The organism is Mesorhizobium sp. M1334 (assembly GCF_040317995.1).
In the GTDB taxonomy this organism is placed as follows: Bacteria; Pseudomonadota; Alphaproteobacteria; order Rhizobiales; family Rhizobiaceae; genus Mesorhizobium.
In genome coordinates this window covers 66,472-79,928 of record NZ_JAMYLM010000005.1, presented here as the reverse complement: position 1 = coordinate 79,928, position 13,457 = coordinate 66,472, and the positions used below count along the sequence as shown (strand labels likewise).

Here is a 13,457-nt window from a genome sequence, read left to right as displayed (position 1 = left end):
ACTCCGAGCCGTAGCAGCCGGCATTGCCGCGACAGCGGCGCTGTGCAATATCGGCGGCTTGCAAGGGAAACCCCGATGCTGTGTCGCCTGATCGCCGGCCTCGCCATCGTGCTGCTCGCCTGCGGGCCGGGCAAGGCCCAACCTTTGACGCTGGCCATCGCCAAGGCGAGCGTGGTGCGCGACCCGGCGCCGGGGCAGGTGGCACTGAGCCGGGAGCTGACGCCGGACGGCAGGAAGGCATTTGCCGAGTTCACCAGCGCAAATGTCGGCAACACCATCGATCTCAGCATCGACGGCAGCGTCGTGATGTCGCCACGGCTGGTCGAGCCGATTCTCGGCGGTCGGCTGATGGTTAGCGGCAATTTCGTCCAAGGCGAGCTCACGCGCATTGCCAACCGGATTTCATCCGGAGATGCAAAGGTCACTGTCGACGTGACAGCCGAATAGCGCCCGATCCTTGCTTCCTCGCTGGTCAAAACCCTCGCGGCTTGGCACAGTCGGGCAAACGGGAGCCTGTTGATGCCGAAGACCGCCAATGCGACAAAACCAAAACCCTGGGCCGAGATGGCGACGCAACTGGTCGATGTCGCTATGGGCCGCAAGCCCGCCGATCTCGTCATCCGCAACGGGCGCTGGGTCAACGTTCATTCCGGCGAGATCATCGCCGGCACCGACATCGCCATCGCCGGCGGCCGCTTTGCCTATTGCGGGCCGAATGCCGGCCACGCCATCGGCCAGGGCACCAAGGTGGTCGATGCCGGCGGCCGCTATCTGGTGCCGGGGCTTTGCGACGCGCATATGCATGTCGAGAGCGGCATGGTGACGGTGACGGAATTCTGCCGCGCGGTGATCCCGCACGGCACCACATCGATGTTCATCGATCCGCATGAGATCGCCAACGTGCTCGGCCTGCCGGGCGTGCGGCTGATGCATGACGAGGCGGTCGCCATGCCGGTCAACGTGCATGTGCAGATGCCGTCCTGCGTGCCCTCCGCTCCGGGGCTGGAGCATGCCGGCGCTGAGCTGACCGTCGCCGATGTTGCCGAGGCGATGACCTGGGAAAACATTATCGGGCTCGGCGAGGTGATGAATTTTCCAGGCGTCGCCGCCAATGATCCGGTGATGTCGGGCGAGATCGCGGCGACGGTGAGGGCCGGCAAGACTGTCGGCGGGCATTATGCCTCGCGCGATCTCGGCCTGCCGTTCCACGGCTATGTCGCCGGCGGCCCCGAGGACGACCACGAAGGCACGCGCGCCGAGGATGCCATCGCCCGCGTCCGCCAGGGCATGAAGGCGATGCTGCGGCTGGGCTCCGCCTGGTATGACGTGGCATCGCAGATCAAGGCGGTGACGGAGAGCGGGCTCGACCCGCGCAACTTCATCCTGTGCACCGACGACAGCCACTCCGGCACGCTGGTGCACGAAGGCCATATGGACCGGGTCGTGCGCCACGCCATCAGCCAGGGCTTGAAGCCGGTGACGGCGATCCAGATGGCGACGCTCAACACCGCCCAGCATTTCCGGCTGGAGCGCGAGATCGGCTCGATCGCGCCGGGCCGGCTCGCCGATCTGCTGATCGTCTCCGACCTCGCCGAAATGACCATCGACGAGGTCTATGGCCGCGGCGTCAGGCTGGCCAAGGGCGGCAAGCTCGAAATCGACATTCCGGCCTACAATTATCCGCGGACGGCGAAGAACACCGTCAAGCTCGGCAAGAAGCTCAAGGCAGGCGATTTCGACATCGCGGCACCCATGGGCGCCAACGAAGTGCGGGTGCGGGTCATCGGCGTCATCGAAAACCAGGCGCCGACGCGGGCGCTGGAGGCCGATCTTGCCGTCGAGGACGGGCTGGTTGCCATGGATCGCCGCAACGATGTCTGCCAGATCGCGCTGGTCGAACGCCACAAGGGCACCGGCGGCGTCACCAACGCCTTCGTCTCCGGCTTCGGCTATATTGGCGACTGCGCCATGGCCTCCAGCGTGGCGCATGATGCCCACCACATCATCGTCGTTGGCACCAACAAGCAGGACATGGCATTGGCGGTGAACCGGCTGGGTGAGGTCGGCGGCGGCGTCGTGCTGTTCTCCAAGGGCAAGGAACTGGCGCTGGTCGAAATGCCGATCGCCGGGCTGATGTCGGACGAGCGGGCGGAAATCGTCGCCGCCAAGGCGGACAAACTCAGCGACGCCATGCGCCAGATGGGCTGCTCGCTGAACAACGCGTACATGCAGCACTCGCTGCTGGCGCTGGTCGTCATCCCCGAGCTCAGGATTTCCGACGTCGGCCTGATCGACGTGACGACCTTCCAGAAGGTTGATTTGTTCGTTTGAACGCAGCCGGGGCGCTTCTTCAGCCGCCGGTGGCGATGGTCAGCACTTTGAACGGCGTGGTGATGACGATTTCGGCGACCGAGCCGACGGCCTTGCCGAGGCCCTGGCCGAGATTGTCGAGCTGGGCCGGCGCGGTCTCATCGGAGGCGAGGCCGGCCGGCGCGCGCAGGCGGTCGCCGAGCAGCTGCACCAGGAACGGGTTATCGGCGAATTTGGCGTGGTTCAGCCGGTCGCCGCCCTTGGTCTTGGTCAGGTCGACCACCGAGACGCCATAGCTGGCGAGGTCGGCCGCGTCGCCATAATCGCCAACGCGCGGCTTGTCGCCGGAGATCAGGGTCGACAGCCTGAGCGCCCGGTCGTCGCCCGAAAGCAGCACGGCGAACGGCTTGTCGGGCTTGCCGTAGCGGATCATCTGCTTCTTGAACACGTCTACGTCGATGTCGGGCGAAGCCAGGATGACGTAGCCGAGCTTGCCGCCGAGGTCGCGGTCGCCGGTGATGGCAAGCTGCCGCAACGCTTCCATTGTCACCCAGGTCCCCATCGAATGGGCAATGATGTCGATGCTCTTGGCGCGGCTCTTGGCGAGCATGCGCAGCGTCGCTTCGAGATCGTCGCGCGCCGCATTGGCGCTTTCCTTGTCGTAGATGTAGCCGGTCGTCTTGCCGCTCGACGCCCACGAAAACAGCACCGGCGTGCCCGGATATTTCGTGTCGTGCGCGATCTGCGTCAGCCGGTAGATGCCGTCGTCGAAACCGTTGTTGAAGCCGTGCACGAAAACCAGCGCGCGGTCGCCGCGCATGGCGATGTCGGCGCCGACAGCCTTGGCGAATTGCGGCGCGCCTTCGTAGAAGGTGACGCCGGTCGCCGTGAAATCCTTCGCCGGATTGCTGTTGGCCGAGCCCTTGACCCGTTCGATGGCGCCGACCTGGTGCACCTTCGGCACCGTCACCTCGACGCTGGCAAAGCTGGTGCTCGGCGAACGGTCGCCGTCGAACACCTGCCGGGGCTCTTTCGTCGCCTTTTGCCGGGTTGTGGCGACGAAGATGTTGTGCGTCGCCGCAATGTCCGAAGCAGGCACGATGATCGTCGTCTTGTTGAGCAGATCGTGCGTGTTCTGACCGGCGCAGCCTGCCAGCGCGAGCGCGAACGCAACGACGAGAAAGATCTTCGAAGGCACGATCACGCGGGCTCCCGCAAAGGCGACGTCGAGCCGGAGACGTCTTGGCCTATTCGATAGAGGCAGAGGCCGGCACGGTCCAGTTCAAACTGTTCCGATAGTGCGGCAATGGTCAACAACGACTGCCGCGCGCAATGCGGCTATTGTCCGACCGAGGCGATCCGGTCGGTCACCTCGCGGTCGCTGGCAAACCCGTCATCCTCGCGCAGCTTCTGGCCGATCAACTGCACCAATTCCGGGTTGTCGGCGAATTTGGTGTGGTTGAAACGGTCGGCACCCTTGACGCTGGAGAGGTCGACGACCGACACGCCATAGCTGGCGAGGTCGGCGGCGTCCTTGTAGTCGCCGACGCGCGGCCGCGCACCGGCGATCAGGCCGGACAGCCTGAGCGCCCGGTCGTCGTCGGAGAGCAGCAGGATGAACGGCTTGTCCGGCTTGCCGTAGCGGCGCATCTGGCTCTTGAACACGTCGACGTCGATGTCGGGCGAGGCCAGCACGACGTCGCCGAGCTTGCCGCCGAGATCGCGGTCGCCGGTGATGGCGAGCTGGCGCAGCGCCTCCATGGTGACCCAGGTTCCCAGCGAATGGGCAACGATGTCGATGCGCCGCGCGCCGGTCTGCGCCAGCATTCTCAGCGTCACTTCCAGCTGGTCGCGGGCAACGCTGGCGCTTTCCTTGTCGTAGACATAGTCGGTGGTCTTGGCGCCCGACGCCCAGGAAAACAGCACAGGCGTGCCCGGATAGCCGGAATCATGGGTGATCTGCGTGACGCGATAGACGGCGTCGTCGAAGCCGGTGTTGTAGCCGTGGACGAAGACCATGACGCGGCCGCCGCGCGCCGCGATGTCGGCGCTGAGCGCGCTGGAGAATTTCGGCTGGGTGTCGTAGCCGACGACCTCGGAAGCCATGAAGTATTTGGCCGGATCGTCCGACTTGCCGCGCGAGCGCCGCTCGATCTGGCCTGTCTTGTGGATGCCGGGGACGGTGACGTTGACGCGGGCATAGTTCAGCGTCGCCGACCGCTCGCCGTCGAAGACCTTGTTGGGATCGTCGGAGCGCTTGCGCGTCGTTGCGATGAAGATCGAGTGGTTGCCGGCGATTTCCGTCACCGGCACCGCCATCATGGCGCTGCCGAGCAGTTCCTCGGTTTGGCGGCCGCCGCAGCCGGCGAGCAGCGCGGCAAGGACAATGATGCAAATCGTCTTCAAGGGCACTTAAGCAATTCCACTCCGGCCTGACCAAAGGCCCATCCACCTCCGCCGCCCCTCCCGGACAGGCGAAGTGCGGCAGAAGTAAGTCGCGGATGCCGAAATGCGCTCAGTGCCTCGCGACGGCCATCGCACTGTTGCGCGAAAGCCAGAACGGCGGCAGGAACGCCGGGATGTTGGAAAACGGCAGCACTTCCGGCTTCAATCTTATGCCAAGCACGTCGCGCATGAAGGCGCGGCGCGCCTCGATGCGGCGCCAGGCTTCGGGATAGCGCGCCGCGATCTCTTCGCGCAGCGCGTCGTCTGCCAACGCGATCCCGTCCTCGATGTTGGTGGTGAAATAATCGGTGCCGGTCGCCGGGATGATATCGACCTGCAAGGCCATGCCAGACTTCAATCTGATGTCGGAGCCGGAAAATACCGGCGAATGCATCCATTCGTCGATATGGACGAGATGGCCGGGATTGAGCGACACGCCGAAGAACGGATCGCCGATCCGGTCGTGCACCGCCTGCCACAGCGCGCCGCCGGGAACGCCGATGCCGACCGTCTCGTACCAGTCGACGACGGCGCAGAAATAGGGCGCGACCAGTTTCTCGACATAGTCCTGGATGCCCCTTGGAAGCTCGGCCGCGTCCTCGACCAGAAAACCGGCGCGAGCGTTGAGCGAGCCATGGATTCCGTAGGCCATGGTGATCGGGTCGCCGCGCTTGATGATTTCGAGGCGCGGGCTTGGCAAGCCATAGGCCGCGCGCCTGCCGGCCGACAGCATCGGGTGACAGCATTGCGGCAGGCCGTTGATGCCCATCAGCCGCGCCGCTTGCAATTCGGTCATGCCGGGTTCGATGCCTTGCAGGACGTTGCGCAGCCCTTGCGAGGAATAGGTCGCGGAGAATTCGAACGCGGCCAACTGGTCGGCCTCGTTGATGGCGCGCAGGCCGTCGGCAGGGTTCATCAAAAGGTTTGCCGCGTTGACGATCACGCCCCTATCGCCGGCAAGCGTGCGTAGCGTGTCGGCGATGAAGGACGGCAGGTCGAGCGTCGTTTCGCCAAAACCGGTATCGCCGGCGCCGAACGGTTTCCAGCCGATGGCGCCGATGCGCTGGCCGGCCTTCAGGCCGCAATCGGCAAGGATGTCGGCCAACGCTTGCGAGCGATCGCGCGGCTGCGCCGGCAGCGAGAACGTCTGATAGAGCACGCGCTCGTAAGGCCCGTCGCAGATCTCGGCATAGCCCCAGCCCTCATTGCCGACCAGCAGTTTCGGCGGCTTGCCGGGAACGATGACCAGCAGCGTCTCCTCGAAGCGCGGATCGTAGCCGCAGAGATAGGCGACATTGGCGGCATGTTCGCGGTCGCCATAGACGACGAACGCGTCGAACCCCGCTTCGCCGCCGCGTGTAACCAGTGCCGCGATGCGGGCCTCATAGGTGGCGCGCGGAACCAGCGGCATCACCGTCGGCTCGCCGAACTCCGGCAGCGACACGGTTTTCTGGGCCACCGATGCGACAGGCATGAACAGACGCTCCTAACGGCCAACGAGGTTTTGGGAACACCCTTTCAGGGTGGCCGGACAATGGCTTCGTGAAGCCGGATATGCAATAGCGGGACCGAATTCGGCTAGCCTGTGGGGTGCTCTTGCCATGACCAGTTTCTCCTCTCGCGTCGCTGCCGCCGCTGCCGCGATCCGCGAGATCTTTCCGGAAACGCCGCTGCAGGAAAACGACTATCTGTCGAAGAAGAGCGGCGCGCGGGTGCTGCTGAAGCGCGAGGACCTGACGCCGGTGCGCTCCTACAAGATCCGCGGCGCCTTCAACTTCTTCCGCAAGACGCTTGCCGCCGGCAACGCTGCCGAGCTGTTCGTCTGCGCCTCGGCCGGCAATCACGCGCAGGGCTTTGCCTTCGTCTGCCGCCATTTCGGCAAGAAGGGCGTCGTCTTCATGCCGGTGACCACGCCGCAGCAGAAGATCGACAAGACGCGGCTGTTCGGCGGCGAGTTCGTCGAGATCAGGCTGGTCGGCGATTTCTTCGACGACTGTTATCGCGCGGCACTCGAATTCACCGAAAGTGCCGGCGCGCACATGGTGCCGCCTTTCGACCACAAGGACATCATCGAAGGGCAGGCGACCGTCGCCTACGAGATATCAGGCCAGATGCCCGGCGCGCGCATGCCCGACATCATCATGCTGCCGGTCGGCGGCGGTGGCCTTGCCGCCGGCGTCACCCATTATTTCGCCGACCAGCTGCGTGAAACACGTTTCGTCTTTTGCGAGCCGGCCGGCGCCCCGAGCCTGAGCGAGAGCCTTGCCGCCGGAAAGCGGGTCAAGCTCGCCAAGGTCGACAATTTCGTCGACGGAGCGGCGGTGGCCGAGATCGGCCGCGAGCCGTTGCGCCACCTCAAGGAGTTTGCTGCCGATGCCGTACGGCTGATCCCGGAAAACCGGCTCTGCGCGACCATGATCGAAATGCTCAATGTCGAAGGCGTCGTGCTCGAGCCGGCCGGTGCGCTGGCGATCGATGCGCTCAAGGATTTTTCCAAAAAGGAAATCAGGGGCAAGACCATCGTCGCCGTGGTGTCTGGCGGCAATTTCGATTTCGAGCGGCTGCCGGATGTGAAGGAACGGGCGCTGCGCTTCGAGGGCTTGAAGAAATACTTCATCATCCGCTTTCCGCAGCGGCCCGGCGCGTTGCGCGATTTCCTCGAATTGCTTGGTCCTGACGACGACATCGCCCGCTTCGAATATCTGAAGAAATCGGCGCGCAATTTCGGCTCGGTGCTGATCGGCATCGAAACCAAGGACCGCCGCAATTTCGACCTGCTTAAGGCGAATTTCGACGCCGAAAGCGTCCACTACCAGGACATTACCGACAACGAGACGCTCGCCGGGTTCATCATATGAGCAGCAACGATCTTCCGAACGCTCCGGCGAACGTTTTTATCGCGCTGTTTTCCGGCATCAATGTCGGCGGCAACCGCATCGTCAAGATGGCGGAGCTCAGGTCATTCTTGGAGCAGCTCGGCTTCTCCGATATCGCCACCTATGTGCAGAGCGGCAACGCCGTATTCCGGTCGCCAGACGGCGATGCGGCGATGCTGATCAGGCGGCTGGAAGCGGAATTCGAGAAGAAATGGGGCTTCCATTCGCGCATCATGGTGCGCGATCTCGGCTGGCTCGAGCGGCTGGCGGCGGACAATCCCTATCCGGAAGTGGCCGGCGAGCCGACCAAGCTGCATGCCTATGCGCTGGAGCGCCGGCCGACCGCCGAGGAGGTGGCCCGTCTGGCGGAAAAATGCACCGGGCCCGAACGCTTCGAGATCAAGGGCGACGTGCTCTACCTGCATGCGCCCGACGGCCTCGGCAAATCGGTCTTTGCCAATCTCATCCCGCGCGTTCTGAAGGTGCACTGCACGGCGCGCAACTGGCGCACCGTGCTGATGCTGCTCGAGATGGCCAAGGCCCGCGCTTGACAGGTCTTCTACGCGGCCGGAGCGCGTTTCCAGTCGAATGCCAGCTCTTCACGGAAGGCGAAGCGCTTGATGTGCTCGGCGACGACCGTTTCCAGGCGCTCGAGCGAGCCAGCTTCATCGGTCATCACCGCAATGTGCAGCGCAGCCGGGTCCGCATCGAGAACCGTGCGGCCGAGTGTCAGATCGATCGTGCCGTGGTTCGGGTCGAATTCGACGGGAAACTTGTGCGCCCAATGTTTGCACAGCTGCTGCAGATAGCGGCTGGCATGTTCGGTGGCGACGTCGACATGGCTGGCCGGCATGAATGAATTCTCCTTGGGAATGCGAACGGGAAAACCGAACCAGGGCCCGCCGACGTCCGCTCAAGATGGCGTGATGGCTACCAGCTGCCGGTGTTCGGCATCGACGCCCACGGCTCGGCCTTCGGCTTGGCCGGGCCTTTCTGCAACAGCTCGATCGAGATGCCGTCCGGCGATTTGACGAACGCCATGTTGCCGTCGCGCGGCGGCCGGTTGATGGTAACGCCATTGTCCATCAGCCGCTGGCAGGTGGCGTAGATGTCGTCGACCTCATAGGCAAGATGGCCGAAATTGCGGCCGCCTTTGTAGTCTTCCGGGTCCCAATTGTAGGTCAGCTCGATCAGCGGCGCCTTTTCGGAGATGCCGCTCTGCTCGTCTTCGGTCGCGGCGAGGAAGATCAGCGTGTAGCGGCCCTGCTCGTTTTCATGGCGACGCACTTCCTTGAGACCAAGCTTGTTGCAGTAGAAATCGAGCGAAGCATCGATGTCGGCGATGCGGACCATGGTGTGCAGATAGCGCATGATTTCCTCCTTATGTTGCGTTGCGGCGCACCATAGGGGCGGCCCGGCCAAAGGGCAATCGGCCACGCTTGCCAGCGCCGGCAAACGGCAAATCCGCTATTCCTGTACGGAACCGTGAAAAAAGGCACGTCAGGTCTTGCACACACCGGAAGCCGCGGTGTTAATCTGATACCAAGAATCAGTTGCAGTGTTTCTTGAAAAAAGGGGGCGTTCTTATGGGGGAAAAGGCCTCTTTCATGGGGCGGGACGGGGCCGGTAGCGATGCGTTGAAGCGGGATGAGAGCGCCGATACGGCCGATCTCGTCGAAATCGCCGGCGCCATCAAATGGTTCGACGTGGCCAAGGGCTACGGTTTCATCCTTCCCGATGATGGTACTTCGGGCGACATCCTCCTCCATGTGACATGCCTTCGAAAGGACGGTTTTCAGACCGCGCTTGAAGGCGCCCGTGTCGTCTGCCTGGTCAAGCAGGGCGAGCGCGGGCTGCAGGCCTTCCGCGTGCTCTCGATGGATGTCACCACGGCGATCCATCCGGCGGAGATGCAGGAGCAGCGCACCCATGTCGCGGTGACGCCGGAAAGCGGCCTCGAACGGGCGCTGGTGAAATGGTTCAACCGCACTAAAGGGTTCGGCTTTCTGACCAGGGGCGAGGGCACCGAGGACATTTTCGTCCACATGGAGACGCTGCGCCGCTACGGCATCACCGAACTCCGCCCGGGCCAGGTGGTGCTGGTCCGCTTCGGGCGCGGCGACAAAGGCCTTATGGCTGCCGAAATTCACCCCGATATGGGTACCTTGCCGGTCTCGCATTAGTTCCGGTCGAGGATTTCATATGGCTCACAGGAACCGGCTGACGGCGGGCGCGCTCTGCGCCGGGATTTTCCTCATCGTCGCCGCAAGTGCGTTCTTCTATTTTCAGCAACCGAGTTCGGCCGACGGCAAGGCGATGATCCTTCCCGTCGACCCGGCGCCGCTGGTCGCGGTGACGAAGGCCGGCGAGCGTTCTTTCTCCGTCGAAATTGCCGACACGCCCGCCGAGCGCGAGGCCGGCCTGATGTTCCGCCGGCACATGGCCGACAATCACGGCATGCTGTTCGTGTTCGGTGCGCCGCAGGATGTGAGCTTCTGGATGAAGAACACGCCGATGCCGCTCGACCTGATCTTCGTCGGCCAGGACGGCCGGATCCGGGCGATCGAGCAGGGCGAGCCGCAGTCGGAGGCGATCATCTCGCCGGACGAACCGGTGCGCTTCGTGCTCGAGCTCAAGGCAGGCACCGCCGCCAAAAAGGGCATTAAGGACGGCGACCTGCTGCGCCATCCGGCCATCGGCACGGCGCCGGGGCCGGCCATGCCGCCGCCCGACAAGGGCGACGCGCCGAGTGTCGATTCCGACTGAACGAACGGGCAGGATCTTCGGCCGATGCAGTTCTTCTCCCATGATGGTTTCGACCTTGCTTTCCTTGATCGCCAACCGGCGTCAGGGCAGGGCGATCCGGTGCTGATGATCCACGGCTTTGCCTCGAGCCATTACGTCAACTGGGTGTCGCCCGGCTGGTTCAAGACGCTGAACGATGCCGGCTACCGTGCGATCGCCTTCGACAATCGCGGCCATGGCTCGTCGTCGAAGAGCTATGACGAAGCCGACTACACGCCGGCAAAAATGGCGTCCGACGCGGCAGCGCTTTTGAACCATCTCGGCATCGAACGCGCCCATGTCATGGGTTATTCGATGGGCGCGCGCATATCGGCGTTCCTGGCGCTCTCCGACCCGGACAAGGTGGCGACGCTGGTCTTCGGCGGTCTCGGCATCGGCATGGTCGACGGCGTCGGCGACTGGGATCCGATAGCCGACGCCCTTCTGGCCGACGATCCGGGAGGCACCAGCGATCCGCGCGGCCGCTCGTTCCGCGCCTTCGCCGATCAGACCCGCAGTGATCGCCGGGCGCTCGCCGCCTGCATCGCCACCTCGCGCGAATTGCTGAGCGAGGCCGACATTGCCCGCATTGCCCAGCCGACGCTGATCGCCGTCGGCACCAAGGACGACATCGGCGGCTCGCCGGATAAGCTCGCCGCCTTGATGCCCAACGCCAGGGCCTTTCACATCGAAGGCCGCGACCATATGCTGGCGGTCGGCGACAAGACCTTCAAGCAGCGCGTGCTGGAGTTTTATGCCGAGCATCCGCTTTGATGGACGGCTCCCAAAGCGACCATTGCGCCTGAAGCTGGGGTCCTTAGCGGTTTTGCAACGATACAGGAGTAAATAAGCGCGACGTGTGGATCGGTTCAAACCCGCCATGCGCTGAACGGAGGGCAGGGGGTATCATGGCACAATGGGGAAGGACCGACGCCGCTTTACCGGGCGTCATTGCAAAAAGCACGTTCGGCGAATGGTCCGTTGTTCTAGCGCTGGCTGCCTTAGCGGCAGGGGCGATGGCGATCACCGCGTTGATAGCAATGCCGAGCGACGCGTCTCCACTGCTCCAGAACAGTGCGACGGGCTTCTTCGCTGCGGTATTTTTTCTGGCCGGGCCTTTGGCACATCTTACGGGAGTGGTCTTCGGGTTGATAGCCGTTGGTCGCCCAAACGACAATCGTGTGCTCGGCCTGGCTGGCATCGTGGTCAATGGTGCGTCGCTGGCGGCTGGGGTGTTCATGTTGTGGGGAATGGCATCGACTTTTGGCGCATTCACCTGATTTCGGGCAAATATCGCGGACGCACGCGAGCGACGCAAACTACTATCCGCCCGGGCCGTGCCCAAGCGCCTGGAGCGAGCGCGCCATGTTTTGCCGGGCTTGGGTTTCGAAGTGCCGGCGGAATTCCTCGCTGTGAAAGATATGCGGGCGCGCGAGGAAGCCCTTTAGGACAGCGGCACGGCCGGCCCGCCACATAGGCTCGTCGACCCACTGGTATTCGAGGCGAACCGCCTGTTCGTAGGCGTCAAACACGTCAGGCGCAGCACCCAGGATCGCCAGGTCCATGTCGAGGAAGAGCGCCGCGTCACGAACCGAATGTTGATCGCCAAGGGGCGGCAATTCGTGGCTGGCAGTGGCAGTGATCATCGCCGCGATGTGGCCGAGGCGTCGTGCGTCGGCGCGGCCGGCGAGCTTCTCCTCGGCAAGTGCGGCACTCCTCGCCTCATTGTCCTTGGCGCGGCTGTCGTAGATCGCGTCGTGGAACCAGATCGCCGCTTCAACTGCTTCAGGATCATGCAGCAATGCCTTGTAATCGTTGGCTAGCGCCAGCATCGCCTCGATATGGTCAAGGTCGTGGTAGTGGCGATCTTCGGCCGCATAGAGCGCGGAAAGCTCGCGCTTCAGGGTCTCGTCGATCAAGGTTGCGTTTTCCATGGCTGCTTGAAATTCCGCCAACCAAATCCATTTGACGAAGCACTAAGGAAAATTGAGTTCACCCGTGCTATGATCTGGCTTATAGGTGCGGCCGGAGAATAGGCAAGCCGCCAACCGAGACAGTGGATGGCCGAGACATTGGATGGCCGGAGACATCAGATGAACAGCGTTACGATTTCTCGTCCCACCATGGTGCAGCCGGTAGATCCGATCTGGCGTTCGATCCGCGACGAAGCGATGGAAGCGGTCAACCGCGATCCGCTGCTGGCGGCGTTCCTCTATTCGACCATCCTCAACCAGGAAAACCTGGAAGAAGCGGTCATTCACCGGCTGGCCGAGCGCCTCGCCCACCAGGACATCGGCTCCGACCTCATCCGCCAGACGTTCAAGGCGATGGCGGCCGACGACAATGATTGGTCGACGACGGTGCGCGTCGACATCCAGGCCTATTACGACCGCGATCCGGCCTGCGACCGCTTCATCATGCCGGTGCTCTACTTCAAGGGTTTTCATGCCATCCAGACGCACCGGCTGGCGCATTGGCTGTGGAACCAGGGCCGCCAGGATTTTGCACTGTATTTGCAGAGCCGGTCGTCCTCGGTGTTCCAGACCGACATCAATCCGGCCGCCCGCATCGGCAAGGGCATCTTCCTCGACCACGCCACCGGCCTCGTCGTCGGCCAGACGGCGGTGATCGAGGACGACGTGTCGATCCTGCACGGCGTGACGCTGGGCGGCACCGGCAAGGCCGGCGGCGACCGCCATCCCAAGATCCGCTACGGCGTGCTGATCGGCGCCGGCGCCAAGATCCTCGGTAACATCGAGATCGGCCATTGTTCGAAGATCGCGGCCGGCTCGGTGGTGCTGTCACCGGTGCCGCACAACAAGACGGTTGCCGGCGTGCCGGCCCGCGTCGTCGGCGAGACCGGCTGCGATCAGCCTTCGCGGCAGATGGACCAGCTGTTGCCATCACAGACGATGGACCACGTCGTCAGCTTCGACATCTGAGTGCTCGCGCAGGGGCTGAATTCCTGCCCCCTATGCCGGCTTGCCTTTACATGGCCATTGTCGACGTGCCAGAAGCGCGCTCACCAATGCATGTCGCCCA

At 63.7% G+C, this 13,457-nt stretch carries 15 protein-coding genes; 9 read left to right on the top strand and 6 right to left on the bottom strand.

Annotated features, from left to right (window positions below; all coding sequences use genetic code 11):
• The first annotated feature begins 75 nt into the window (after positions 1 to 75).
• Together NKH17_RS11830 and ade are read left to right on the top strand one after the other, a co-directional pair.
• Entirely contained in the window at positions 76 to 447 is a 372-nt protein-coding gene (locus tag NKH17_RS11830) for a SecDF P1 head subdomain-containing protein (RefSeq protein ID WP_352896711.1), read from the top strand.
• Between the two features lie 72 nt (positions 448 to 519).
• Positions 520 to 2,331 (top strand): adenine deaminase, encoded by a 1,812-nt coding sequence (ade, locus tag NKH17_RS11825; RefSeq protein WP_352896713.1) that lies wholly within the window; start codon positions 520 to 522, stop codon positions 2,329 to 2,331.
• Positions 2,332 to 2,350: 19 nt separating this feature from the next.
• On the opposite strand, the gene NKH17_RS11820 is transcribed toward ade, so the two are convergent.
• From NKH17_RS11820 to NKH17_RS11810, 3 genes are all read right to left on the bottom strand, one after another.
• Positions 2,351 to 3,514 (bottom strand): alpha/beta hydrolase, encoded by a 1,164-nt coding sequence (locus tag NKH17_RS11820; RefSeq protein ID WP_352896715.1) that lies wholly within the window; start codon positions 3,512 to 3,514, stop codon positions 2,351 to 2,353.
• 134 nt (positions 3,515 to 3,648) lie between these two features.
• Positions 3,649 to 4,722, bottom strand: a complete 1,074-nt coding sequence (locus NKH17_RS11815) for an alpha/beta hydrolase (protein ID WP_254817699.1) — start codon at positions 4,720 to 4,722, stop codon at positions 3,649 to 3,651.
• Between the two features lie 103 nt (positions 4,723 to 4,825).
• A complete protein-coding gene (locus tag NKH17_RS11810) occupies positions 4,826 to 6,229 on the bottom strand; it encodes an aminopeptidase P family N-terminal domain-containing protein (RefSeq protein ID WP_352896717.1) in 1,404 nt (467 codons plus the stop codon).
• A 127-nt stretch (positions 6,230 to 6,356) separates the two neighbouring features.
• On the opposite strand from NKH17_RS11810, the gene ilvA reads away from it, so the two are divergent.
• Positions 6,357 to 7,613: a threonine ammonia-lyase IlvA gene (gene ilvA, locus NKH17_RS11805; RefSeq protein ID WP_352896719.1), complete on the top strand. Its 1,257-nt coding sequence runs from the start codon at positions 6,357 to 6,359 to the stop codon at positions 7,611 to 7,613.
• A complete protein-coding gene (locus tag NKH17_RS11800) occupies positions 7,610 to 8,182 on the top strand; it encodes a DUF1697 domain-containing protein (protein WP_352477417.1) in 573 nt (190 codons plus the stop codon). Before ilvA ends, NKH17_RS11800 begins: the two co-directional genes overlap by 4 nt.
• 8 nt (positions 8,183 to 8,190) lie before the next feature.
• Here the strand turns inward: NKH17_RS11800 and NKH17_RS11795 are convergent, their stop codons facing one another.
• Both NKH17_RS11795 and gloA read right to left on the bottom strand, forming a co-directional pair.
• The gene (locus NKH17_RS11795; protein ID WP_352477419.1) at positions 8,191 to 8,484 is read right to left on the bottom strand and encodes a DUF2218 domain-containing protein; all 294 of its coding nucleotides are present in this window, start codon (positions 8,482 to 8,484) and stop codon (positions 8,191 to 8,193) included.
• 77 nt (positions 8,485 to 8,561) lie between these two features.
• Positions 8,562 to 9,002 carry a lactoylglutathione lyase gene (gloA, locus tag NKH17_RS11790; RefSeq protein WP_254817704.1) on the bottom strand — a complete coding sequence of 147 codons (441 nt, stop codon included), beginning with the start codon at positions 9,000 to 9,002 and terminating at the stop codon, positions 8,562 to 8,564.
• A gap of 215 nt (positions 9,003 to 9,217) precedes the next feature.
• Between gloA and NKH17_RS11785 the strand changes: the two genes are divergently transcribed.
• The 4 genes from NKH17_RS11785 (at position 9,218) to NKH17_RS11770 (ending at position 11,695) form a co-directional block, all read left to right on the top strand.
• Positions 9,218 to 9,814 carry a cold-shock protein gene (locus tag NKH17_RS11785; RefSeq protein ID WP_502901847.1) on the top strand — a complete coding sequence of 199 codons (597 nt, stop codon included), beginning with the start codon at positions 9,218 to 9,220 and terminating at the stop codon, positions 9,812 to 9,814.
• Between the two features lie 19 nt (positions 9,815 to 9,833).
• Positions 9,834 to 10,397 carry a DUF192 domain-containing protein gene (locus NKH17_RS11780; protein ID WP_352477423.1) on the top strand — a complete coding sequence of 188 codons (564 nt, stop codon included), beginning with the start codon at positions 9,834 to 9,836 and terminating at the stop codon, positions 10,395 to 10,397.
• A gap of 24 nt (positions 10,398 to 10,421) precedes the next feature.
• Positions 10,422 to 11,189 (top strand): alpha/beta fold hydrolase, encoded by a 768-nt coding sequence (locus NKH17_RS11775; protein ID WP_352896722.1) that lies wholly within the window; start codon positions 10,422 to 10,424, stop codon positions 11,187 to 11,189.
• 134 nt (positions 11,190 to 11,323) lie between these two features.
• Positions 11,324 to 11,695 (top strand): hypothetical protein, encoded by a 372-nt coding sequence (locus NKH17_RS11770; protein WP_352649213.1) that lies wholly within the window; start codon positions 11,324 to 11,326, stop codon positions 11,693 to 11,695.
• Between the two features lie 42 nt (positions 11,696 to 11,737).
• Here the strand turns inward: NKH17_RS11770 and NKH17_RS11765 are convergent, their stop codons facing one another.
• Positions 11,738 to 12,349, bottom strand: a complete 612-nt coding sequence (locus tag NKH17_RS11765) for an HD domain-containing protein (RefSeq protein ID WP_352649214.1) — start codon at positions 12,347 to 12,349, stop codon at positions 11,738 to 11,740.
• Positions 12,350 to 12,508: 159 nt separating this feature from the next.
• Here NKH17_RS11765 and cysE point away from each other — a divergent pair, with 159 nt between their 5' ends.
• Positions 12,509 to 13,357 carry a serine O-acetyltransferase gene (gene cysE, locus NKH17_RS11760; protein ID WP_352649215.1) on the top strand — a complete coding sequence of 283 codons (849 nt, stop codon included), beginning with the start codon at positions 12,509 to 12,511 and terminating at the stop codon, positions 13,355 to 13,357.
• The last annotated feature ends 100 nt before the right edge of the window (positions 13,358 to 13,457 follow it).